Genomic DNA, 22,290 nt, shown 5'->3' on the forward strand with positions numbered 1-22,290 from the left:
GAAGATTCTCCTCAGTTGAGAGACAACGGGCGCAACCAGGACGCATATGAACAGAATCAAGAATGAACTGAATGCCCTGATGAACCGGGGTGTGGACCGACATTTACGTCTTGCCGTAACCGGTTTAAGCCGCAGCGGTAAGACGGCTTTTATCACCGCGATGGTGAATCAATTATTGAGCGTGCATAACGGCGCGCGTTTGCCGTTGCTTAATGCGGTGCGTGAAGAACGCCTGCTTGGCGTTAAACGTGTGCCACAGCGTGATTTAGGTATTCAACGTTTTACCTATGACGAAGGTCTGGCGCAGTTGTACGGCTCTCCACCGAACTGGCCGACTCCAACCCGCGGTGTTAGCGAAATGCGCCTCGCGCTGCGTTATCGTTCTAACGATTCACTGCTGCGCCATTTCAAAGACACATCAACGCTGTATCTGGAAATTGTCGATTATCCTGGCGAGTGGTTATTGGACTTGCCGATGCTTGCGCAAAATTACCTGAGCTGGTCGCGCCAGATGACAAGTCTGTTGACAGGAGATCGCGCTGAATGGTCGGTGCAGTGGCGCAAACTATGTGAAGGGTTGGATCCGCTGGCTCCTGCCGATGAAAACCGCCTTGCTGCAATTGCAGAGGCCTGGACTGAATATCTGCTGCACTGCAAACGAGAAGGTCTGCATTTTATCCAACCCGGTCGTTTTGTGTTACCTGGTGATATGGCTGGCGCTCCGGCGTTACAATTCTTCCCGTGGCCAGATGTGGATAGCATTGGCGAGTCGAAACTCGCTCAGGCAGACAAAACCACCAATATCGGCACGTTGCGGACACGCTTTGATTACTACTGTGAAAAAGTGGTCAAAGGGTTCTACAAGAACCACTTCCTTAAATTTGACCGCCAAATTGTGTTGGTGGATTGTCTTCAGCCTCTCAACAGCGGCCCGCAAGCATTCAACGATATGCGCCTCGCGCTGACGCAACTGATGCAAAGTTTCCATTACGGCCAGCGCACGTTGTTTCGTCGCCTGTTTTCGCCGGTTATCGACAAACTTTTATTTGCTGCCACCAAGGCCGACCATGTGACCGTCGATCAGCACGCCAACATGGTGTCGTTACTACAGCAACTGGTGCAGGACGCCTGGCAGAATGCCGCGTTTGAAGGTATCGACATGGACTGCATGGGGCTTGCGTCAGTTCAGGCAACACAAAGTGGCCTGGTTGACGTGAAAGGTGAGCAAATCCCGGCATTGCGTGGTAACCGTTTAAGTGATGGCGCACCGCTAACCGTCTACCCTGGCGAAGTTCCGGCGCGTTTACCAGGAAGTGCTTTCTGGGAGAAACAAGGTTTTCAGTTTGAACAGTTCCGTCCGCAAGTGATGGATGTGGACAAGCCAATGCCGCACATTCGGATGGACGCGGCGCTGGAGTTTTTAATCGGGGATAAATTGCGATGAACGAACCATTAAAACCGCGTATCGATTTCGCACAACCACTGGATGTGGAAAAAGAAGATATCTACAAAGCGCCACATGCTTTCAGCGAGCCGGAGGCTGAGAAGTTTACTCCAGCGCTCAACACGTTTGATGAGGTTGACGTTGACGATGGCGGCCAAGCAGAAGCCGTGATTGAAGCGGCTTTGCGCCCGAAACGCAGCCTGTGGCGGCGCATGGTTCAGGTCGGGCTTGGGCTGTTTGGCGTCAGCGTGGTGGCGCAAGGCATTCAGTGGACGTATACCGCTTATGTTACCCAGGACTGGATTGCTCTCGGAGGCGGCATTGCTGGCGGGTTGATTATTGCTGCCGGTGTGGGCTCAGTGGCGACAGAGTGGCGACGTTTATGGCGTTTGCGCCAGCGTGCTGAAGAACGTGACGAAGCGCGTGATTTGATGCATAGCCACGGCATGGGGAAGGGTAAAGCCTTCTGCGAAAAACTCGCACGCCAGGCTGGGCTTGATCACGGGCATCCTGCACTGCAACGCTGGTACGCCGCGATTCATGAAACGCAAAACGACCGTGAAGTAGTGGAGCTATACGCCCGTTTGGTCCAGCCAGTGTTGGATAACCAGGCGCGCCGGGAAATCAGCCGCTCGGCTGCTGAATCCACGCTGATGATTGCCGTCAGCCCGCTGGCGATGGTGGACATGGCGTTTATCGCCTGGCGTAACTTGCGCCTGATAAACCGTATTGCCACGGTTTATGGCATAGAATTAGGTTACTACAGCCGTATCCGTTTGTTCCGTCTGGTATTGTTGAATATCGCCTTTGCCGGAGCCAGTGAACTGGTGCGTGAAGTCGGTATGGACTGGATAGGCCAGGATCTGGCGGCAAGACTTTCGACGCGTGCTGCGCAGGGCATTGGTGCTGGTTTGCTGACTGCCCGCTTAGGGATCAAAGCAATGGAGCTTTGCCGCCCATTGCCATGGATTGAAGGCGACAAACCGAAACTCGGTGACTTCCGCAAGCAGTTGCTGGTTCAGCTCAAAGAGACAATAAGTAAAAGTAAAACCAGACCTGTAGAGTAACAAACAGGTAATGCCGTGAGCACTTTGCTTTACGGCATTGCCCCCATTCAGCGACTTATCTGTCAACTTTTCTTCACACATCTCTTCTGACCATTCGTTATCTGGAGTATCATCACTCCACCCAATGACTCAGCTTATTGCAATTGAAGGACACCTCCATGCGTCTGGAAGTTTTTTGCCAGGACCGCCTTGGTCTGACTCGAGAATTACTTGATTTACTTGTGCTGCGTAGTATCGATTTGCGAGGAATCGAAATTGATCCAATTGGGCGAATTTACCTGAATTTCTCGACACTTGAATTTGACTCATTCAGCAGTCTGATGGCTGAAATTCGGCGAATCCCGGGCGTTACGGATGTGCGTACCGTGCCGTGGATGCCTTCCGAACGTGAGCATCGTGCGCTGAGTGCTTTGCTTGAAGCGCTGCCAGAGCCGGTTCTTTCTTTGGATATGAAAAGCAAAGTAGAGCTGGCAAACCCAGCGAGTTGTGCGCTGTTCGGACAAAACGAAGACAAGTTGCGTAACCATAATGCCGCAAGCCTTGTGAATGGTTTCAATTTTATGCGTTGGCTTGAAAGTTCTCCGGCCGAATCGCATACCGAACATGTGGTCATCAACGGGCAGAACTTCCTGATGGAAATCACGCCGGTTCATCTGGATAGTGAAAACGAAGAGTCTTCACTGGTGGGGGCTGTTGTTATGCTGCGCTCCACGGTGCGTATGGGTCGCCAACTACAAAATATCTCTAACACTGATGTCAGCGCTTTCAGTCAGATTGTTGCCGTCAGCCCAAAAATGCGCCATGTGGTTGATCAGGCTCATAAACTGGCACTGCTGAATGCGCCGCTGCTGATTGTTGGCGATACAGGCACCGGAAAAGATTTGCTGGCTCACGCTTGCCACCTTGGCAGCCCACGCGCGCAGAAACCTTATCTGGCGCTGAACTGCGGTTCGATGCCAGACGATGTTGTAGAAAGCGAATTGTTTGGTCACGCGCCAGGCGCTTACGCCAATGCCGTCGAAGGGAAAAAGGGCTTCTTCGAGCAGGCGAACGGTGGCTCGGTTCTGTTGGATGAGATTGGTGAGATGTCGCCGCGTATGCAAACTAAACTTCTGCGCTTCCTCAACGATGGGACTTTCCGCCGTGTGGGTGAAGAACACGAAGTACATGTTGATGTCCGCGTGATTTGCGCCACCCAGAAGAACCTCGTTGAAATGGTACAAAAAGGGGAGTTCCGTGAGGACCTCTATTACCGCTTGAATGTACTGACGCTGAATCTGCCGCCTTTGCGTGATCGCCCGCAAGACATCATGCCCCTGACCGAACTGTTTGTAGCACGATTTGCCGATGAACAAGGGGTGCCGCGCCCGAAATTGGCAAATGACCTGAGTAATATGCTTACACGTTACGGATGGCCGGGAAATGTGCGCCAGTTGAAAAATGCAATTTATCGCGCATTAACGCAGTTGGAAGGTTATGAATTGCGTCCACAAGATATTTTGCTGCCTGATTTTGACACCGTCAGTTTGGCTGTTGGCGAAGAGGCAATGGAAGGGTCGTTGGATGATATTACCAGCCGCTTTGAGCGCTCGGTACTGACACAGCTTTATCGTACTTATCCAAGTACACGTAAATTGGCAAAACGCCTGGGTGTGTCACATACAGCGATTGCGAACAAATTACGTGAATATGGTTTGAGCCAGCGTAAAACCGAAGATTAAAAAAAACAATGCCCCCGGATTTCGGGGGCATTCACACTGATGATAAATCTTTTCCTATGTCGAATAAGCGCAGCGTCATCCGACAAAAAAGTTTACCACCCTTGTTAACACTTAAGCCTTCAGGGCTTCCAGTGCTGCAGCATAATCTGGCTCGTTAGTGATTTCGTTCACTAACTCGCTGAATACCACTTCATCTTGCTCATTAAGAACCACAACGGCACGAGCCGTCAGGCCTTTCAGTGCGCCTTCCGAAATGCCAACGCCATAAGCTTGCTGGAATTCTGGGTTACGCAGAGTAGACAGAGTAACAACGTTGCTCAGGCCTTCTGCGCCGCAGAAGCGAGACTGTGCAAATGGCAGATCCGCGGAAACACACAGTACAACGGTGTTCTCCATTTCAGTTGCCAGTTGGTTGAATTTGCGCACGGATGCCGCACAAACGCCGGTGTCGATGCTTGGGAAAATGTTCAGTACTTTACGTTTTCCGGCGAACTGGCTCAGTGCAACATCAGAAAGATCTTTTGCGACTAAAGAAAAAGCTTCTGCTTTGTTGCCAGCTTGTGGGATCTGACCTGCAACCGCTACAGGGTTGCCCTGGAAATGAACGATTTGTGACATGTTTGATTTTCCTTTTTACATATAATTAACGCCGCGAACAGTGTATGTCAGTATTCATCTTCTGAATATAAAAAACTGATAGTGCAAGTAAAAGTGTTCGCTGGCTATATACCCTTCATTCTTCAAGCTGCCTCTTTGTTGGCTGCGCTCTCTCACCCGACAAATCTGTCTGGAACAGATTTGAACGTTGTTACAGCGGCCCCGGAGGGGTGAGGCCTATGGATGGGCCGAATAATCACTTACTTATGTAAGCTCATCGGGACTCGTTCCCTTGCCGCCTCGATGCACCTTGAATTATTTTGGGTATACTCTGCGGAGGATACAAACAACGACGACAGGCAAAACAATAATGAGATCAGTCAAGGTTTACCAGGAAGCATGGCCGCTGCATACGCCGTTTGTGATTTCACGCGGAACTCGCAGCGAAGCGGTAGTTGTGGTGATTGAGCTGGAAGAGGACGGTATCAAAGCAGTGGGCGAGTGCACGCCGTATCCGCGTTATGGCGAAAGCGTGGAATCGGTGCTGGCGCAAATCACCACGGTTATACCTCAACTGGAAAAAGGGATGACGCGTGCGCAATTGCAGGATGTTCTACCTGCGGGTGCTGCGCGTAATGCCGTCGATAGCGCGTTATGGGATTTAGACGCTCGTCGCAATCAGCGCACGCTTTCGCATATTGCGGGTATCGAACTCCCGGAACTGATTACAACCGCGCAAACGGTGAGTATTGCCGAGCCGGAACAAATGGCAGCGGCGGCCAAACTGCTGTGGGATAAAGGCGCGCGCCTGCTAAAGGTCAAAATTGACGACCGACTGATTAGCGAGCGTATGGTGGCGATTCGTGCCGCCGTGCCGGAAGCGGTGATCATCGTGGATGCCAACGAAGCCTGGAAAAGTGAAGGGCTGGCGGCGCGTTGTCAGTTACTGGCAGACCTGAATGTGGCGATGCTTGAACAGCCGCTGCCAGCGGGGCAGGACAAAGCGTTATCGAATTTCATCCATCCGCTACCCATTTGCGCCGATGAAAGCTGCCATACCCGTGAAAGTCTGGCCGAGCTGAAAGGGCGCTACGAAATGGTGAACGTGAAGCTGGATAAAACCGGGGGTTTAACCGAAGCGCTGGCCTTAACGCAAGCCGCTCGTGAAGCAGGTTTTGATGTGATGTTGGGCTGTATGTTGTGTACTTCCCGAGCTATCGCCGCCGCATTACCGCTGGCGGCGAAAGTCCGTTTTGCCGATCTCGATGGCCCAACCTGGCTCGCGGTGGACGTCGAACCAGGGTTGCATTTTGAAACCGGTAAACTTTATCCGTAACGGGAAATTATTTTTGCCAGTGTAACAAGCCCATCATGGCATCCAGATACCGCTCACTCGCTTCGTCAGCCGAGATGGGCGGGAATTCTGCGGTGATACAGGGCAAGTCCAAATCTGCGCACCAGCTTCCAAAAGAGCCCGGCGTTTCGTAGCCCACACTGGTGACCAGCGGCAATTCAAACTCCTTCGCAAGCCATGCGCCAAGCGGCGAATTATCAGGATCTTCAATGCAGCCCAACGGGTCGTGGAACGAGACAATCCATGCGGGTTTCAGCGTGTGGATCAACTGACATAGCGCCGCCGTTTCTGGCTCAGAACCCGGTTTTTTACCTGTAGAGAGCACCACATCACGTTCATCCGCGCTACTGTTCCAGCGATAAACCGTATCACCTGATTTCCAGTTGGCCGCGGGGAAATTACGATTCAGGTCTACACCATTGGCGTTAGCGCGCAAACCGAGCTGGCAACCGTCAGGATTTACGGCTAAAACCACATGATGGCGTCGATGTTCAGGTTTCAGCGTGCGTAACGCACAAGAAAGCGTAACCATGGCAGCATTTTCATCGCCGTGCGTTCCCGCAATAATTAAGCCGCTGCGTTGCTCATTCGGTGTAGCTGGGAACCAGATAAGCGGTGCGCCGAAAACGGATTTCCCATAACGTTCAGAACCTTGTGGCAAATGGCCACGTTGCGAACGGGGGCGGTGGGTTGGCATAGTTTTCCTTAAAAGTTCTATTTTTTATTGCTGATAGTAATAGCAGTGATTTAAATAAAACTCATCAGAAACAATCTCCTGTCAGACCAGTTCAGCCTTTACGCTATTGTTCACAAAAACCTACCGCAGAGGCGATTTTCGTCACGTTATTTATTTTAGTTATTGGCAAAACAGTTGATTGCGTTACATTGTTTCTCTGTCACTGGCGTGAGCGTAGTGCTGTCCCAAACAAAATTATTCATAAGGGTAAAACATGAAAAAGCGTTTTTTGACTACTTGTTGTGCGTTAGCTATCGCCAGCCTCTTTTCTAACGCCTGGGCGGCAGATGTCCCCGCTGGTACTAAACTTGCCGCCGACCAGAGTCTGGTTCGCCATATTAAAGATGAGCCTGCGTCTCTTGACCCAGCCAAAGCAGTAGGGTTACCAGAAATTCAGGTAATCCGTGATCTTTTTGAAGGGCTGGTGAATCAAAACGAGAAAGGGCAACTAGAACCTGGTGTTGCGACTAAATGGCAAAGCAATGATAACCGCACCTGGACCTTTACTCTGCGTGATAACGCGCGTTGGTCTGATGGGACACCTGTAACAGCGCAAGATTTTGTTTATAGCTGGCAGCGTCTGGTTGACCCTAAAAACACCTCACCATTTGCATGGTTCGCAGCTCTTGCTGGTATTAACAACGCACAAGCCATCATTGATGGAAAAATGCCTGCTGATAAGTTGGGTGTGACGGCAGTGGATGCCAGAACGCTACGAATTCAGTTGGATAAACCAGTACCGTATTTCCCAAATCTTACGGCCAATTTCTCGTTCTACCCGGTTCCTAAAGCTGTAGTTGAGAAATTCGGGAACGACTGGACTAAGCCGGGTAATCTGGTGGGTAACGGTGCATACGCGCTTAAAGATCGCATCGTTAACGAAAAGCTGGTGGCGGTACAGAACCCTCATTATTGGGATAATAGCAAAACGGTTATTACCCAAGTGACGTTTATTCCGATCAACCAGGAGTCTTCGGCAACAAAACGTTATCTGGCGGGAGATATTGATATTACTGAATCGTTCCCGAAAAACCTCTACCAGAAATTGCTCAAAGATATTCCAGGTCAGGTTTACACCCCGCCGCAGTTGGGAACGTATTATTATGCTTTCAACACCCAAAAAGGGCCGACTGCCGATCAACGAGTGCGTCTAGCCCTGAGTATGACCATCGATCGTCATATCATGGCTGAAAAAGTGCTGGGGACAGGTGAAAAACCTGCGTGGCGTTTTACTCCGGATGTAACCGCCGGATTTAAACCGGAAACTTCGCCATTTGAGCAAATGAGCCAGGAAGAGGCCAATGCACAGGCGAAAACGTTATTGCAGGCCGCAGGCTACGGACCGACCAATCCGCTTAAACTCACCCTTTTGTACAATACCTCGGAAAACCACCAGAAGATTGCTATAGCAGTGGCTTCAATGTGGAAGAAAAATCTGGGTGTGGATGTGAAGCTGCAAAACCAAGAGTGGAAGACATATATCGATAGCCGTAACACCGGTAACTTCGATGTTATCCGCGCTTCATGGGTAGGTGACTACAACGAACCCTCTACCTTCCTGTCATTGCTAACGTCATCCCATAGCGGCAATATCTCACGCTTCAACTCGCCGGAATATGACAAAATTCTGCAGCAAGCGAGCCAGGAAACTACGGATGAAGCGCGCAATAAAGACTACAACCAGGCTGAGAAAATCATCCAGGAAAAAGCGCCAATAGCGCCTATCTATCAGTACACGAATGGCCGTTTAATCAAGCCATGGTTGAAAGGTTATCCAATTAATAACCCTGAAGATGTCGCATATAGCCGCACGATGTATATCGTGGCTCACTAGATTAGCCCATCCTTCAGTGATGCCGGTCAGTTACGCAACTGACCGGCTTATTCTTCACTGTCGTTTGCTCTATCAAGAAGCGGATGTCGCGTAGCCACCAGCAATAAACCAGGTGATAAATACAATCGCTGCAACAATGATTGCTATTGGAAACAGTACGCCAATTTTCATTTTTCTCTCTTTGCTAGTGTTGGTATGTTTGCCACCGGTTGCGGCCATTTTCTTTTGCTTTATACAACGCGGCATCGGCTTGTGCGATAAGGCGTGTCGAGGTGGTTCCGGGTATCAGAGTGGCGATACCGAGACTGATAGTAACATAAGGCATTACGGGTGAGGCTGCGTGCGGGATAGAGAGGGCGTGTAGGTTCCGCCTGATTCGTTCAGCTACTTCTATTGCCTGCTGCTCCTGCGTATCGGGCAGTAAAATAATAAACTCCTCTCCGCCAAAGCGAGCAACGGCGTCATGTGTTGAACGAGTAGCACCCACCAGACATTGAGCGATTTTCACCAGACATTCATCACCAGCCTGATGGCCATAATGGTCGTTGTACTTCTTGAAGTAATCGACATCCAGCATAATCAATGAAAGTGGCATACCGCATTGTTGCTGGCGCTGCATAGCCTTTTCGAGAAGAAGATGAAAAGATCGACGATTGGCAATACCGGTAAGTGGGTCGTTATTAGCCAGGTCTTGTAGCCGTTTAATCAATTCTCTATTTTCTTGCTCACGACTAATCGCCAACACAAACCAGCCACGCAAGATTCGACGGCCAGACTCAAAAAGCCCCGCCAGAAGCAGATAGAGAAGCGCATTCAGTACGGTCAGATCAGAGGGATAAATAAAATTACAGACCAGAATCGAGATCCAGATTGGCAGGGTGAAACTCAGTAAAACTCGGCCATCAAAATAAAGTGAAATTAGCGCAGTGAAAATCAGCAATGCTGCAAAGGGGAAAACAATCCGCGAATCGCCGCTTGCCAGGAATACATAAAAACATCCTACCCATAATGCGCTGATACAAAGCAATGCCCCGTACAGAAATTTGCTTAACCACTCGGCATGTTGATCGTGTGCCATGCGCAAAATGAAAATGGCTGATGATGAGACTGCGAGAATTAGCCCCATAAGGATTTCCAGTATGGGTACTGATGCCGTAACGCTGGCGATTTGCTGCGAGGGCGAGAAGTAATGCCTGCCTAAAATAAATAAGCAGAACAACAAATTAATCCATAGAAACCACGGGCCACTGACAGTGATTGCCCGTTGGCGCATGGTCTTAAGGCGGAGGTCTAAATTGGGTGAAGCCCTACGTCTTTCTGACAAACATCATCTCCGAATGCCGCGAGGCATGATTGGGTCTAAAAAACTGCGGAAATGTAACATTTTTTATTCAGCAAATTCAGCGTGTTTGCTAATTTTTCCGAGTTACATAACAAAAGAAGACGGCTAGACTGACAACAATATTGTGGTAACACGTGGAGATAATGCAGTGGAAACCATTAAGGGATACCAGTTAAATGTGCCGGATGCCGTGTTCGCCTGGCAATTGGATGGTAAAGGCGGGGTCGATACCATTGAAGATACCGATACCATTGATGCCGAACATCCTGGTTGGTTGCATTTGAACTATACCAATAGCGCAAGTGCTAATTGGCTGGCAACTACGCCGCTGCTGCCAAATTATGCTCGTGATGCCCTGGCGGGAGAGAGCCTGCGTCCGCGAGTGACGCGCATTGGCGAGGGCACGTTGATTACGTTGCGCTGCATTAACGGCAGTACCGATGAACGCCCGGACCAACTTGTTGCCATGCGTTTATATATTGATGAGCGGCTTATTGTGTCAACGCGTCAGCGTCAGGTTTTGGCTCTTGATGATGTGGTGAACGATCTTAAGGAAGGCGCTGGCCCACTCGATTGTGGAAGCTGGTTAGTGGATGTCTGCGATGCGCTGACCGATCACGCAAGTGAATTTATTGAACAGCTGCATGACAAAATCATCGACCTTGAAGATAACTTGCTGGACCAGCAAATTCCACCGCGTGGATACCTTGCTCTACTGCGTAAACAGTTAATCGTCATGCGCCGTTATATGGCACCTCAGCGAGATGTTTATGCGCGCCTTTCGAGTGAGCGTTTACCCTGGATGACTGATGATCATCGTCGTCGTATGCAGGATATTTCCGACAGGTTAGGGCGTGGGCTTGATGAAATTGATGCTTGTATCGCGCGCACTGCGGTTATGACCGATGAAATTGCTCAGGTTATGCAGGAAGCTATGGGAAGAAGAACCTACACCATGTCACTAATGGCAATGGTTTTTTTGCCCAGCACTTTTTTGACAGGGCTGTTTGGTGTGAATTTGGGCGGTATTCCTGGCGGCGGCTGGCATTTTGGCTTCAGCCTGTTTTGTATCATGTTGGTGGTTCTTATAGGCGGTGTTGCCTGGTGGTTACATCGTAGTAAATGGCTGTAAAATTTAACATTTTTAACATTATGAAGGCTAAAAAAGGCGGCTATAGTTGAGCAAGGTCAATAAATGGAACGCCGGTTCAAGGCAATATCTCTCTCGCAGGTGAATGCAACGTCAAGCGATGGGCGTTGCGCTCCATATTGTCTTACTTCCTTTTTTAGAATTACTGCATAGCACAATTGATTCGTACGAGCCGACTATTAGTCGGCTTTTTTTTGTCTGCAATATGTGGTCTATGCTTAAAAGGAGTATTTACAGGAGGCAGTGATGACTGTTTATCGAAGATTAAATATGAGTGACCCGTCGTTTCCGAGTGAACCTACTCCAGTACCTGACCCGATCCCAAGACCGCAGCCGATACCAGACCCACCACTAGATCCCGACCAAAGACCGATTATCGAGCCACCACCGCATAGTTAGAGTAGAGTTTTCCCTCTCTCAGGCGAGAGAGGGAAGAGAGGATTATTTGATTTCGAGGATATCGAGGCGTTGCAGAGGGGTTTCGCTGTCTTCGTCTTCTGGCTGCCAGCCTGCAGGTTGCATCGGCAACTCTTCGCGGTCGAATGCTAAATCTCCGCCATTAACGACTTCAGCACCATGTTGCAAGCCTTTAAAATCGAACAGTTCCGTGTCACACATGTGCGAAGGCACAACGTTTTGCATGGCACTGAACATGGTTTCGATACGGCCAGGATAGCGTCTATCCCAGTCACGCAGCATTTCACCAATGACCTGGCGCTGCAGATTCGGCTGCGAACCACACAGGTTACAAGGAATGATCGGATATTCACGAGCAATTGCAAAACGCTCAATGTCTTTCTCACGGCAATAAGCCAACGGACGAATGACGATATGTTTCCCGTCATCACTCATCAATTTTGGTGGCATACCCTTCATCTTGCCGCCGTAGAACATATTCAGAAACAGCGTCTGAAGGATGTCGTCACGGTGATGACCAAGCGCGATTTTCGTCGCACCTAACTCAGTCGCAGTACGGTAAAGGATGCCCCTGCGTAAACGAGAGCACAGAGAACAGGTAGTTTTGCCTTCCGGGATCTTATCTTTAACGATACCGTAAGTGTTCTCTTCGACAATTTTGTACTCAACACCAATGCTTTCCAGATACGCAGGCAGGATATGCTCAGGGAAGCCCGGTTGTTTTTGATCGAGGTTAACGGCCACCAGGCTGAAATTAATCGGCGCGCTTTGCTGTAAGTTTCGTAGAATTTCCAGCATGGTGTAGCTGTCTTTACCGCCTGACAGGCAGACCATAATACGGTCGCCTTCTTCAATCATATTGTAATCAGCGATCGCTTCACCCACGTTACGACGCAGGCGCTTCTGTAATTTGTTCAGGTTGTATTGATCTTTCTTTGTAATTTCTTGTTTATCTTGCATTTTATTGATTTGCCGGTTGTTTCAGGGGCACCACAGGGGCACAGCCTATAGCGCGAGTTTTTGGTTTAGCATGCTGAACCGATCGCCGTTCATATCCTGTATCCAGGTTGAATCAATGTCATAAACCATATGGGTATTTTCATGGTCCATATGGCTGGCGATAAATGGCGGGTTTCTTCCCGTTTTAAGCATCCAGCATGCATAAGTGTGGCGTGTATGGTACGGATTGCCACGGCGAATGCCAGCACGTTTTACAGCTGCGTTCCATCCGGGCTAAATTGAGGAAGGTTTTTGCTCATCCAGCCAGATTCCGGGAACAAAAATGAAGCGTATTTGTTGCGGTTGTCTCTTCCTGTATTCACTATGATGAAATACGCAGCACACGCTAATTCTCATGGTATGTTGGCTTGTTTCCACATAATTGTTGTTATAATAATCAGTAGCGCGAAAATACCACTTCATTAAATACTTATATATTGCATGGGTAATTTCACTTATGTATTATGCCGCGCCGGCCGTTAACCCTCTCCAGAGTGTGCGATTATTAAATCTAATGTGTCGGTAGTATTACCAAACCGCCACTAGCTCATCGGGAAGAGCGGCAATCATAGGTTGTAGTACGGGGTTCGAGGCTCCGGTGGCGGACCAAAGCGGTCATCGTATAATGGCTATTACCTCAGCCTTCCAAGCTGATGATGCGGGTTCGATTCCCGCTGACCGCTCCAAACTAAACTCTCCTGAAGTCTACCCATCTTTAGTTTCCCATCTGCATGATCAATTTCCTGAGCAGCAGAGGCGGCATTCACTGATATAAATCCCATGACCAAAGTAGTAATAAGTAGTGTTTTCATATCTAGCACCTCATTTAACAATATGTTTGAAACTGGGTTTTATCAGGAGTAACTTCATCCGTCTGTATATTCAAATATACAAACCTAAGCTGTCATGAGACTGACCGCTATATGACAAAATTGTCAGGGTTGTAGATTGGTTAATTTTTTTGAATACAGGTTCAGCTCGTTAATAATGCAGTCAGGTTCTTCACGCAGAGGCATATTGTCTATGTCCAGAACCCCATCATTTTTTTGTGGATCATCAGTCTGCAGGTCTGCAAACAGTGGGGTAAGATCCTGCTGTGCTTCTCCTGGTATAGCCACCAGCTCGAACGTTTTATTTCTTGCCGCGTCGTTAGTCAGAGCACTGACCAGAACCTGGGCTATTTGCTCCCGGGATATCACACCATCTTCCGGTGTTCCTGCATGGCGACGATCTCCCTGAAGCATAACGATTCTGTGTTCATCATCATTGTTGTAATCAAACCAGCCGGGCCTGACGATGGTATAGGGATGACCACTCGCCCTTACCAGACGCTCGGCACGTCTTTTCCAGTCATGAACCTCAGTGCGTTGATTCCAGGTGCTGAGTCGTTCAGTCACGCCAATTGTGGTCATTAGGCCGATACGAACAGGCGTATCCTTGAATATTCGTAAAATATTGCGCACTCCGCCGTAATCTACCGCTCTGGCACCAATACGACCCTGACCATCGGAACCGAGAGTGAAGATGATGGCATCAATATTTTTCGGCAAATCGGTGAGCGTTTCAGGCATTGAAACATCGCCGTAAAACACATCCGTTCCACGAGGAAGTTGTTTTACTTTGCGTTTATTTCTGACCAGAGCGACGGTCTGATGGCCCATTTCAATAACGGTATTCACGACATGAAGACCAATACTTCCTGTCGCTCCTGCAACGAGTATTTTCATGATAAACCTTCTGATAATTCAGACTTATTTTCGATACGGTCAGAATATCAATTATCATTATTGTCAGTAATAGGGCTAAAATGATTGTGTCTATGAACACCCTTCATGAGTGTGCGATGAAGGGAATGCCTCCATAAGGAAATCGCCGATGCTCAAAGAAAACTTCAACGAACTGCAAATCTTTCTTGTGGTGGCAAGGGAGCGAAGTTTTACCAAAGCAGCGGGCAAACTGGGCGTTTCTCAGTCTGCACTCAGCCACGCGATGAAGGCCCTGGAGGAAAGGCTGAATATCCGCCTTCTGACCCGCACTACCCGAAGCGTTGCCCCTACAGAAGCCGGTGAAAGAATTATTGCCTGCCTTGAACCCCGTATTGCCGATCTTGAACAGGAGCTCGAATCGCTTGTTCAACTGAACGGCAGTGCCTCCGGCAATATCCGTTTATCTGCCGGGGAGCATTCCGCGCGAAGTCTGGTATGGCCGAAGTTAAAATCCTTCCTCAGGGAATATCCGGAAATCAATCTCGAACTGGTGGTTGATAACGGTTTTGTCGATATTGTTGAGGGGCGTTTTGATGCGGGGATCCGCCTTGGCGAAAGCGTAGATAAGGATATGATCGCGGTGAGGATTGGACCGGAAATGCGTATGGCAGTGGTGGGAGCACCGTCCTATTTTGCCGCTAGCCCCGTACCCGAAACACCGCACGAGCTACAAAACCATCGGTGTATCAATATGCGCCTGCCGACTGCCGGTGGACTTTACCATTGGGAGTTTGAGAAGGATGGGAAACCGTTACGGGTCAGAGTGGAAGGGCAGGTAACGTTTAATCTGCAGGCGGAAAGAATTGATGCGGCTTTATCCGGTTTTGGCATCGCCTGTATACCTGAAGACAGGGTGCAGGATTATATAAAGTCAGGAGAGCTTATTCAGGTTCTGCAGGACTGGTGTCCGTCTTTCCCCGGATATTATCTTTACTACCCGAGCCGTAAGCAGCATCCGCCAGCTTTTGCGCTGATGATCGATGCACTTCGCTATCAGGAATAAAGGGTCCGCCAATCTCAGCGGACCCGTCCGGATATTAACGGCCTACGCGGGCCTGGTGCTCAGGAGAGTAACGTTCGCCAACGACTTTAATCGTTTCAAGCGCCTGGGTTATCTGCCGTGAGTCATCCTGCGAAAGAATGATGTCGGCAGCCCCCAGGTTTTCTTCCAGCCGGTGTAGTTTGGTGGTACCAGGGATAGGAACAATCCACGGCTTTTGTGCCAGCAGCCATGCCAGCGCAATTTGCGCAGACGTCACGCCTTTCTCTGCAGCCAGTTCACCCAGCAATGAGACCAGCTTTTCATTGGCTTCAATCGCCTGCTCGGCGAAACGCGGCACTTGGCTTCTGTAATCATCCTTCCCAAAAGTAGTTCCTGGCTTAATCGAGCCCGTAAGGAAGCCTTTACCTAATGGGCTGAAAGGCACAAAACCAATGCCCAGTTCCTCCAGTAAAGGCAGGATCTCCCGCTCAGGCTCGCGCCACCACATTGAGTATTCGCTTTGCAGGGCCGTGACAGGTTGTACGGCATGGGCACGACGAATGGTCTGCGCACCCGCTTCGGACAGACCGAAATGTTTAACTTTGCCTTCAGCTATCAGGTCTTTTACCGTACCCGCAACATCTTCAATCGGGACATCCGGATCGACACGGTGTTGATACAGCAGGTCAATGACATCAGTCTTAAGACGGCGTAATGATCCTTCCACAGCTTCACGGATATGCTCCGGACGGCTGTTTAAAATCTGCTGCTTGTTGTCGTCGCCAAAAGTAAAACCAAACTTAGTGGCAATGACCACACGGTCACGAAACGGTTTTAAGGCTTCGCCGACAACCTCTTCATTAAGGAAGGGGCCATATACTTCGGCGGTATCGAAGAAGGTGACGCCACGTTCAACCGCAGCGCGAATGAGCTCGATAGCCTGACGGGTATCGGTCGCCGGGCCGTAGCCGTGGCTTAAGCCCATGCAGCCGAGTCCAAGCGCTGAGACTTCGAGCCCGGATTGACCCAGATAACGTTTTTGCATTGAATAAATACCTCTTTTATCGGGTCTTAAACATCAAGTTTGCGGCCAGTCAGCCATTCCACCATCGCCGGGTCGCGGTGAGAGAAGAAGGCACTGGTTGCGGTGTCGAGGGCGGCAATTTGCAGCATATCTTCAGAGCTGAGTTCAAAATCGAGAATGTTGATGTTCTCTGCCATGCGTTCTTTACGCACCGATTTCGCCAGTGAAACGATGCCTCGCTGGAAGATCCAACGCAGAACCACCTGACCCACGCTTTTGCCGTATTTCTGACCAATCGCCGTTAATACGGGATGCTGGAACAGACCATTCTTACCCTCCGCAAACGGTGCCCAGGCTTCTGGCTGAATGCCACGGCTTTGATTCCATGGAACAGCATGCAGCTGCTGGTTGAAGGGGTTAACTTCAATCTGGTTTACCGCAGGGGCAACTTTGTTGAAGGCGATAAGGTCGGCCAGTCTGTCAGGATGGAAATTGCTGACACCAATGGCGCGAATTTTGCCTGCCTGCTGCAGTTCTTCCATAGCACGCCATGCCCCATGGACATCGCCGTAAGGCTGGTGAATCAGATACAGGTCGACGTAATCAAGTTGCAGCCGATTCAGGGAGCGTTCGAACTGTGCTTTAGCGCCTTCGTAATTGGTATCCTGTAGCCAAAGTTTGGTCGTTACAAAGAGTTCGTTACGGGCAATACCGGTCTGTTTCAGTGCGTTCCCGACCTGGGTTTCATTCTGGTAAGACGCAGCGGTATCGATCAGGCGGTATCCTGTATCTATGGCATCAATAACGGCTCTTTCGCATTCTCCGGCATCCGTCATCTGGAAGACACCAAAGCCCAGCAGGGGCATTTCAATACCGTTGTTCAGTTTTACAGTTTGCATGACGTTATCCTTCAGCTGTTGTGTAGGAAAAGCATAACGCAAAGTAATTTATTCGATTAGATGGGGTAATTAGCTAGGGCTTATTAGATGTGTTCATTAATTTTGAGGGGCTGAAGGTCCGCTGCGTGCCAAAAGCGGACATAGATTGAACCTGGCTGCAAAATGATTTTTTAACTTAACGTGCCGTGCTGTTTGCCATGAAGCGATAATAACGTAAAAATGAATGAGCGTTCATTCATGGCTGACTTGTGATTCTTTCTAATCAGTCTGTTGTCAAAACAAACAAAGGCAAATTATGACTAGTAAAACGCTCAGACTTTTATTTCCCCAATGGCAAGGCGGTAATAACCCACCCTATCACCTTGGGTCGCTTCTTCTCTCGTATCTTTCCCCCGAATCGGATGGCCCTCTTGAGTCTGTTCCGGTCGATGAGCCCACAACGGAGCCACTGGCGGAAGTAGATGGCATTACAGCTAAACCTCAAATTATCAGGCAGCTCAACGATGCAGCCACTCTGATTGAGAAACATAATCCCGATTCAATTGTCGTTTTTGGTGGGGATTGCCTGGTATCACTGGCTCCTTTTACACATCTGCTCAATAAATACGGTGATAAACTGGGTGTGCTATGGATTGACTCTCACCCTGACGTACAGACTGCTAAACAGTATCCAAACGCTCATGCCCATGTTCTTGGAGCACTAATTGGAACAGGTGATAAAGATTTAGTTGCTCACGTAACCACCAGGCTTAATCCCTCAAAAATAATGATTGCAGGTATCCACGATCCACTGGCTTATGAAGCTGAATACCTTGCTCGTCATGACATTGCGACTATCGGTCCTGAACAAGTCAAAAATGGTGGGAAAGAAGTTTTGGAGTGGATTCACAGGGAAAGCATTGAGTATCTGGCGATACACCTGGATCTCGACGTTCTCGATCCGTCACTTTTCCGTTCTGTGCTTTTCGCCATGCCAGGCAGAGGCGAGCACGATTTTGGCGATGTAGCAGAAGGCAAGCTGACTATTGAAGATGTACTCAATCTGATAGCTCAGGCTACCTCAAAAACGGCACCGGTCGGCCTTACGATTGCTGAACATCTGCCGTGGGATATGATGAACCTCAAGAAAATGCTCAGTGTATTACCGCTGATGAAGTGATATCTGATTCCAAGAGCCAGAACTACAGAGCTAAGTCTGGCTCCTCGAAGCAAACAGCGTTAAAGTCCGGGCACCTTATAAAACATTATACTCGACATGTTAAAGAAAACTGAAACCTACCATAAGCTGATTACCGCTGCTGCTGCCTGTTTTGCAGAAAAAGGCTTCAGTGCGACAAGCGTGCGTGAAATTTCTACCCGCGCTGGGATCAGTCAGGGAGCAATGTACACGTATTTTAAAAGCAAGGATGACCTAATAAAGGCTATCGTTCTTGAAGAGCAGAATTCAGCGCTGACAGCCCATAATGCTCCATCCAGGGGTACTCATTTCGACCGCCTTTGTGCGCAGGTTACTTCGTGCATCAGCGATGTAGGCTACCCAGTTACACATCAGTTGTGGGTTGAAATCATGGCTGAATCTGCGCGGAACCCTGAACTGCAAAAAACGTATATTTCCAGTGATACCATCATGCGGCAAAGTATTGCAGGGATTATCGCAGAAGGTATTACTGCAGGAGAGTTTCGCCAGGACATTAGCCTGGAAGAAACCACGATTATACTGTTTGCCTTTATCGACGGATTAATTGCACGCAAAGCGATAAACGCGTCTTTCTCTTTCAGTCGAGACCTGCCAATGTTTTTTGAGCTAATGTCAAAATTATTGAAATAATGCCAAACAGGTCAGTCATAACTGATAGCACATGAATCGAAAATGTCCGCTTTTCGCTCAAAGCAGACTGTCACGTCCCCATTTTTTTTGAAAAAATTGATGTTTGTATTGAGCCCTCAATAATGAAAGCTCAATGCTATTTCGTCCTACTGCAGATTTTTCTCTTTCAAAAACTGACCGACCAAATCAGCAATCTGCACATTATTTAAATCAGAGAACGGGAAGTGGGTATTACCTTTGATTCCCACTTCTGGCAGATGCGTTACCGTCACATCACCGCCATGCTTGTTCACCACGTCACGCCACTCCCGAGCCATTGCCAGGCGTACGCGCCAGCTGTCCTGCGCAGGCATGGCGACAGGTTTATCCGGTATGTTATCGCCGTAAATAATTAGAATCGGGATTTTGGTCAGTGCCATAAATTGCGCCATTGGCACAGGCTCACCCTTCAGCGTGTCGAACGCGCTTGGCATAGGGGCTGGGAGTTCTTTTTCCGGGAAGACAAAGCTGCTGCCAGGCTCGAAGGCGACAATGGCTTTGACCTTGTTGTTTTTCATCGCCGTGTACCAGCCTGGTCCGCCACCCTGAGAGTGGGTGAAGAGGATAGCGGGGCCGGATTTATCCACGACGGCGGACATCGCATCAGAGATGACATTGATATCAAACGGCCCGGTATTTGGGGTCATCTGACGGAAATACTGATTCAGTGCTTCTTTGTCGTGAGAGAACTGAACGCCCTTAAAATACTCTGGCCACACGCCAACGCGGAACTGATTGAACCACATCTGTTCATCCGGTTTAGGCGTAACAGTACCTTCTACAGTCGTACGTCCGGCGCTGCCCCGACGTGGCTGATCGACAAGATAAGTTGAGTACCCGCGACGCAGGAAGATGTTCTGGAACCCTTCGCGACCATCCGGTGTGCTTTCCCAGGTACGGGAGAACTGACCTGCGCCGTGCAGCATGACGATAGGGTATTTATGCGGATTCTCCGGGATTTGGTAGAACACAGACGCATGATCGCCATGGTAGGTTTGGCCAGCAGAGTCCAGCGGCTTCTTCGCGTCAAATTTACCAGGGGCGGTGTTGATAGTACCGCCAGCAGAAAAGCTTCCCTGTTCCTGAATGACCAGCGGCTCGGCATATACTGACTGAGCCACCAGACCACCCGCCATTACGCAGATGGCCAGCGTTTTTAAGATTGTCTTCAAGATTACATCCTCTGTTATGTTTGCTGTTCAATCATATCTGAGTTGTCAGCGTTAATTATTTAGCACCCCTGATTGCCCTTATTTGGCAGATTCATGAATGTGGAGATTAACTGCGTATTGTCTCTAACCAACTGGTGACCGTTTCAGTTGTTCTTCGCTCCTGGTCGCATTCAATGACCAGCGGTTTTTCCCTACGCGCAGTTGGGGCGAGACTGGCAAGGATGTCGTCGCTGTCTCCTTTACCGTAGCCACCGTGAGTAATGAAGGGGATGAGTAATTTGCCCGCAAGGTTGTGGCTGCTGATAAATGCTTGCACTACAGGCGGCACGCTGGTCCCCCAGATCGGAAAGCCTAAATACAGGGTCTCGTAGCGTGAGATATCTGCAACGCTATTTTTCAATGCGGGTTTTACTCCCCGCTCACGCTCATTTTTCGCCTGTTCAACGGTCTGAAAATAGTCTTCCGGATAAGGCGTTGCCGGTTCAATTTCAAACAGATCGGTGTTCAGGCTACGGTGAATGACACCCGCAATCACCCGTGTATTTCCGCTGCGAGAAAAGTACGCTACCAGAATTCGACTTTTACCCTGCACGTTTGCATTTCCGGTGGCAGCTGTCGCCAGGGAGACGTTCGCCAGCGTGAGCCCGGCAAGCGCGGTTATCAGCATTCTGCGGTTGGGATCATGCTCCATAACCAGCTCCTGTTAGTTTGCGAGGGCTTGTTGCAGCGCCTTTTCAGCTCGCGTTGCTGCATCATTTTCGCCATGTTCACGCAGAACCTGCGCCAGCTGGCGCAGCTGCGACGCCGTCAGGCCGACCCGCATGCTTGCTCGCGTATGCGACAGCAGTTGTGATTCGACGCCCGGCGTGGCCGCTAATGCGCCAACCGTTGCCAGCTCGCGGCTTTGCCAGTCGAGGTTATCGCGGGCGAAAATGTCGCCAAACAGATGCGTTTGCAGGAATTGGTTTATCACTGGGGCAAAATCAAATAGCGGGCCCTGGACGGGAGCGCCTGAGATTTTTGTCTGGTTTGCAGTACCGACACGGCGAAGCTCTTCCCCGACAGGGATAGGTGCGACTGGTTCTTTGCCCTCAACGTCTTCGATGCCACGTTGTTTACGTGCTTCGACGACCTTCATCAGTTCGCTAAGCGCATTCAGGCTACGGGGGAAGCCCGTATAGGCATAAAGCTGGACGAGAATCTCTTTGGTTTCGTTTATGGTGAGCCCTGCGTCAAGACCCTGATTAAGGGCTGCATTCAGCTTATCCATCTGACTGCTGGCCATCGATGCCGCAATCAACGGGATAGCCTGTTGGCGGGCTGACAACGTATCTGAAACCTTTTGTTCGTGGTTCACTTCTGAGGCTCCTTTATTGACGGGCGCAGCATGTGCTGCGAGACCAAAACCAAAGGTCAGCAGTACCGCTGCCGCTAATGCTTTAATGGGCGTGGTATTGTTCATCTGTCACTTTCTCCATCCAGTTAACGCTTTTGCCATCCACAATCCCGGTTATCGCCAGATGCGTCATCGCGCTGCCGGGTGCCGCCCCGTGCCAGTGTTTGACGCCCGCCGGGCAAGAGACAACGTCACCGGCGCGGATAACCTGCACCGGCTGGCCTTCTTGTTGGGTCAGCCCGACACCCGAGGTCACAATCAGCCGCTGACCTGCCGGATGCGTATGCCAGGCGGAGCGGGCACCAGGCTCAAACGTGACATAAGCCCCGGAAACACTGATGTCGTTATCCGGTTTGAAGAGAGGATCAACCCGGACGCGACCGGTAAAGTTCTCGGCAGGCCCGTACACCGCATTCTGACTTCCTGCGGGGGCGATATGGACAGCAGGATTTTGCTCCGCTGCCCAGGATGAAAAGGTGAAGAAGGGCAGTAACAGCCCGAGGTAACGTAAATGTCCGATCAT

22 protein-coding genes, 1 tRNA gene and 1 pseudogene are annotated in these 22,290 nt (G+C 49.8%); 11 read left to right on the top strand and 13 right to left on the bottom strand.

What is annotated here, in order from left to right; translation table 11 throughout:
* The first annotated feature begins 46 nt into the window (after positions 1-46).
* The 3 genes from LVQ77_RS01820 to tyrR all read left to right on the top strand — a co-directional run bounded on the left by LVQ77_RS01820 (position 47) and on the right by tyrR (position 4,232).
* Positions 47-1,444, top strand: coding sequence for a YcjX family GTP-binding protein (locus tag LVQ77_RS01820; protein WP_151993590.1), 1,398 nt, complete (start codon positions 47-49; stop codon positions 1,442-1,444).
* The gene (locus tag LVQ77_RS01825) at positions 1,441-2,511 is read left to right on the top strand and encodes a YcjF family protein (RefSeq protein ID WP_232903505.1); all 1,071 of its coding nucleotides are present in this window, start codon (positions 1,441-1,443) and stop codon (positions 2,509-2,511) included. Before LVQ77_RS01820 ends, LVQ77_RS01825 begins: the two co-directional genes overlap by 4 nt.
* Before the next feature lie 158 nt (positions 2,512-2,669).
* Positions 2,670-4,232 carry a transcriptional regulator TyrR gene (gene tyrR / locus LVQ77_RS01830; protein ID WP_151993588.1) on the top strand — a complete coding sequence of 521 codons (1,563 nt, stop codon included), beginning with the start codon at positions 2,670-2,672 and terminating at the stop codon, positions 4,230-4,232.
* 111 nt (positions 4,233-4,343) lie between these two features.
* Here tyrR and tpx read toward each other — a convergent pair whose 3' ends face one another.
* Positions 4,344-4,850: a thiol peroxidase gene (gene tpx, locus LVQ77_RS01835; RefSeq protein ID WP_151993587.1), complete on the bottom strand. Its 507-nt coding sequence runs from the start codon at positions 4,848-4,850 to the stop codon at positions 4,344-4,346.
* Between the two features lie 349 nt (positions 4,851-5,199).
* Between tpx and ycjG the strand changes: the two genes are divergently transcribed.
* On the top strand, positions 5,200-6,165 hold the full coding sequence (gene ycjG, locus LVQ77_RS01840; protein WP_232863651.1) for an L-Ala-D/L-Glu epimerase: 966 nt from the start codon (positions 5,200-5,202) through the stop codon (positions 6,163-6,165).
* A gap of 7 nt (positions 6,166-6,172) precedes the next feature.
* On the opposite strand, the gene mpaA is transcribed toward ycjG, so the two are convergent.
* Positions 6,173-6,880 (bottom strand): murein tripeptide amidase MpaA, encoded by a 708-nt coding sequence (mpaA, locus tag LVQ77_RS01845; RefSeq protein ID WP_232863652.1) that lies wholly within the window; start codon positions 6,878-6,880, stop codon positions 6,173-6,175.
* A gap of 253 nt (positions 6,881-7,133) precedes the next feature.
* On the opposite strand from mpaA, the gene LVQ77_RS01850 reads away from it, so the two are divergent.
* On the top strand, positions 7,134-8,753 hold the full coding sequence (locus LVQ77_RS01850) for a peptide ABC transporter substrate-binding protein (protein ID WP_232863653.1): 1,620 nt from the start codon (positions 7,134-7,136) through the stop codon (positions 8,751-8,753).
* A gap of 72 nt (positions 8,754-8,825) precedes the next feature.
* On the opposite strand, the gene LVQ77_RS01855 is transcribed toward LVQ77_RS01850, so the two are convergent.
* Together LVQ77_RS01855 and LVQ77_RS01860 are read right to left on the bottom strand one after the other, a co-directional pair.
* Positions 8,826-8,924: a YoaK family small membrane protein gene (locus tag LVQ77_RS01855; protein ID WP_151993583.1), complete on the bottom strand. Its 99-nt coding sequence runs from the start codon at positions 8,922-8,924 to the stop codon at positions 8,826-8,828.
* A 13-nt stretch (positions 8,925-8,937) separates the two neighbouring features.
* The gene (locus LVQ77_RS01860; protein WP_232903506.1) at positions 8,938-10,026 is read right to left on the bottom strand and encodes a GGDEF domain-containing protein; all 1,089 of its coding nucleotides are present in this window, start codon (positions 10,024-10,026) and stop codon (positions 8,938-8,940) included.
* Positions 10,027-10,243: 217 nt separating this feature from the next.
* Between LVQ77_RS01860 and zntB the strand changes: the two genes are divergently transcribed.
* Both zntB and ynaL read left to right on the top strand, forming a co-directional pair.
* Complete coding sequence (zntB, locus tag LVQ77_RS01865) at positions 10,244-11,227, top strand: zinc transporter ZntB (RefSeq protein WP_232903507.1); 984 nt, start codon at positions 10,244-10,246, stop codon at positions 11,225-11,227.
* A gap of 264 nt (positions 11,228-11,491) precedes the next feature.
* On the top strand, positions 11,492-11,644 hold the full coding sequence (gene ynaL, locus LVQ77_RS22430; protein WP_277813390.1) for a proline-rich small protein YnaL: 153 nt from the start codon (positions 11,492-11,494) through the stop codon (positions 11,642-11,644).
* Between the two features lie 42 nt (positions 11,645-11,686).
* Here ynaL and ttcA read toward each other — a convergent pair whose 3' ends face one another.
* Entirely contained in the window at positions 11,687-12,622 is a 936-nt protein-coding gene (ttcA, locus tag LVQ77_RS01870; protein ID WP_232863656.1) for a tRNA 2-thiocytidine(32) synthetase TtcA, read from the bottom strand.
* A 650-nt stretch (positions 12,623-13,272) separates the two neighbouring features.
* Here ttcA and LVQ77_RS01880 point away from each other — a divergent pair.
* A tRNA-Gly gene (locus LVQ77_RS01880) sits at positions 13,273-13,347 on the top strand.
* Positions 13,348-13,353: 6 nt separating this feature from the next.
* Here the strand turns inward: LVQ77_RS01880 and LVQ77_RS22310 are convergent.
* A pseudogene (locus LVQ77_RS22310) lies at positions 13,354-13,473 on the bottom strand (multiple stress resistance protein BhsA); the annotation flags it as partial.
* A gap of 123 nt (positions 13,474-13,596) precedes the next feature.
* Entirely contained in the window at positions 13,597-14,388 is a 792-nt protein-coding gene (locus tag LVQ77_RS01885) for an SDR family oxidoreductase (protein WP_232863657.1), read from the bottom strand.
* Between the two features lie 148 nt (positions 14,389-14,536).
* On the opposite strand from LVQ77_RS01885, the gene LVQ77_RS01890 reads away from it, so the two are divergent.
* On the top strand, positions 14,537-15,430 hold the full coding sequence (locus LVQ77_RS01890; protein WP_232863658.1) for a LysR family transcriptional regulator: 894 nt from the start codon (positions 14,537-14,539) through the stop codon (positions 15,428-15,430).
* Positions 15,431-15,464: 34 nt separating this feature from the next.
* On the opposite strand, the gene LVQ77_RS01895 is transcribed toward LVQ77_RS01890, so the two are convergent.
* Both LVQ77_RS01895 and LVQ77_RS01900 read right to left on the bottom strand, forming a co-directional pair.
* Complete coding sequence (locus tag LVQ77_RS01895; protein WP_232863659.1) at positions 15,465-16,454, bottom strand: aldo/keto reductase; 990 nt, start codon at positions 16,452-16,454, stop codon at positions 15,465-15,467.
* A 26-nt stretch (positions 16,455-16,480) separates the two neighbouring features.
* The gene (locus LVQ77_RS01900; RefSeq protein ID WP_232863660.1) at positions 16,481-17,332 is read right to left on the bottom strand and encodes an aldo/keto reductase; all 852 of its coding nucleotides are present in this window, start codon (positions 17,330-17,332) and stop codon (positions 16,481-16,483) included.
* Positions 17,333-17,627: 295 nt separating this feature from the next.
* On the opposite strand from LVQ77_RS01900, the gene LVQ77_RS01905 reads away from it, so the two are divergent.
* The gene (locus LVQ77_RS01905) at positions 17,628-18,491 is read left to right on the top strand and encodes an arginase family protein (protein ID WP_050163995.1); all 864 of its coding nucleotides are present in this window, start codon (positions 17,628-17,630) and stop codon (positions 18,489-18,491) included.
* Between the two features lie 96 nt (positions 18,492-18,587).
* The gene (locus LVQ77_RS01910; protein ID WP_050163998.1) at positions 18,588-19,160 is read left to right on the top strand and encodes a TetR/AcrR family transcriptional regulator; all 573 of its coding nucleotides are present in this window, start codon (positions 18,588-18,590) and stop codon (positions 19,158-19,160) included.
* Positions 19,161-19,306: 146 nt separating this feature from the next.
* Here the strand turns inward: LVQ77_RS01910 and LVQ77_RS01915 are convergent, their stop codons facing one another.
* From LVQ77_RS01915 to LVQ77_RS01930, 4 genes are all read right to left on the bottom strand, one after another.
* Positions 19,307-20,371, bottom strand: coding sequence for an alpha/beta hydrolase (locus tag LVQ77_RS01915; protein ID WP_232903508.1), 1,065 nt, complete (start codon positions 20,369-20,371; stop codon positions 19,307-19,309).
* Positions 20,372-20,477: 106 nt separating this feature from the next.
* Positions 20,478-21,062, bottom strand: a complete 585-nt coding sequence (locus tag LVQ77_RS01920) for a flavodoxin (protein ID WP_232903509.1) — start codon at positions 21,060-21,062, stop codon at positions 20,478-20,480.
* Positions 21,063-21,074: 12 nt separating this feature from the next.
* Positions 21,075-21,833 (bottom strand): carboxymuconolactone decarboxylase family protein, encoded by a 759-nt coding sequence (locus tag LVQ77_RS01925; protein WP_232903510.1) that lies wholly within the window; start codon positions 21,831-21,833, stop codon positions 21,075-21,077.
* Positions 21,811-22,290, bottom strand: coding sequence for a (R)-mandelonitrile lyase (locus LVQ77_RS01930; protein WP_172893304.1), 480 nt, complete (start codon positions 22,288-22,290; stop codon positions 21,811-21,813). Before LVQ77_RS01930 ends, LVQ77_RS01925 begins: the two co-directional genes overlap by 23 nt.

Source organism: Buttiauxella cochleicola (assembly GCF_021282435.1).
In the GTDB taxonomy this organism is placed as follows: Bacteria; Pseudomonadota; Gammaproteobacteria; order Enterobacterales; family Enterobacteriaceae; genus Buttiauxella; species Buttiauxella massiliensis.

Bases quoted from the DNA above. Each gene is read 5' to 3' on its own strand.
- LVQ77_RS01820 (WP_151993590.1), top strand. From the start codon at position 47: ATGAACAGAATCAAGAATGAACTGAATGCCCTGATGAACCGGGGTGTG.
- LVQ77_RS01825 (WP_232903505.1), top strand. From the start codon at position 1,441: ATGAACGAACCATTAAAACCGCGTATCGATTTCGCACAACCACTGGAT.
- tyrR (WP_151993588.1), top strand. From the start codon at position 2,670: ATGCGTCTGGAAGTTTTTTGCCAGGACCGCCTTGGTCTGACTCGAGAA.
- tpx (WP_151993587.1), bottom strand. From the start codon at position 4,850: ATGTCACAAATCGTTCATTTCCAGGGCAACCCTGTAGCGGTTGCAGGT.
- ycjG (WP_232863651.1), top strand. From the start codon at position 5,200: ATGAGATCAGTCAAGGTTTACCAGGAAGCATGGCCGCTGCATACGCCG.
- mpaA (WP_232863652.1), bottom strand. From the start codon at position 6,880: ATGCCAACCCACCGCCCCCGTTCGCAACGTGGCCATTTGCCACAAGGT.
- LVQ77_RS01850 (WP_232863653.1), top strand. From the start codon at position 7,134: ATGAAAAAGCGTTTTTTGACTACTTGTTGTGCGTTAGCTATCGCCAGC.
- LVQ77_RS01855 (WP_151993583.1), bottom strand. From the start codon at position 8,924: ATGAAAATTGGCGTACTGTTTCCAATAGCAATCATTGTTGCAGCGATT.
- LVQ77_RS01860 (WP_232903506.1), bottom strand. From the start codon at position 10,026: ATGCGCCAACGGGCAATCACTGTCAGTGGCCCGTGGTTTCTATGGATT.
- ynaL (WP_277813390.1), top strand. From the start codon at position 11,492: ATGACTGTTTATCGAAGATTAAATATGAGTGACCCGTCGTTTCCGAGT.
- ttcA (WP_232863656.1), bottom strand. From the start codon at position 12,622: ATGCAAGATAAACAAGAAATTACAAAGAAAGATCAATACAACCTGAAC.
- LVQ77_RS01885 (WP_232863657.1), bottom strand. From the start codon at position 14,388: ATGAAAATACTCGTTGCAGGAGCGACAGGAAGTATTGGTCTTCATGTC.
- LVQ77_RS01890 (WP_232863658.1), top strand. From the start codon at position 14,537: ATGCTCAAAGAAAACTTCAACGAACTGCAAATCTTTCTTGTGGTGGCA.
- LVQ77_RS01895 (WP_232863659.1), bottom strand. From the start codon at position 16,454: ATGCAAAAACGTTATCTGGGTCAATCCGGGCTCGAAGTCTCAGCGCTT.
- LVQ77_RS01900 (WP_232863660.1), bottom strand. From the start codon at position 17,332: ATGCAAACTGTAAAACTGAACAACGGTATTGAAATGCCCCTGCTGGGC.
- LVQ77_RS01905 (WP_050163995.1), top strand. From the start codon at position 17,628: ATGACTAGTAAAACGCTCAGACTTTTATTTCCCCAATGGCAAGGCGGT.
- LVQ77_RS01910 (WP_050163998.1), top strand. From the start codon at position 18,588: ATGTTAAAGAAAACTGAAACCTACCATAAGCTGATTACCGCTGCTGCT.
- LVQ77_RS01920 (WP_232903509.1), bottom strand. From the start codon at position 21,062: ATGGAGCATGATCCCAACCGCAGAATGCTGATAACCGCGCTTGCCGGG.
- LVQ77_RS01925 (WP_232903510.1), bottom strand. From the start codon at position 21,833: ATGAACAATACCACGCCCATTAAAGCATTAGCGGCAGCGGTACTGCTG.
- LVQ77_RS01930 (WP_172893304.1), bottom strand. From the start codon at position 22,290: ATGATCGGACATTTACGTTACCTCGGGCTGTTACTGCCCTTCTTCACC.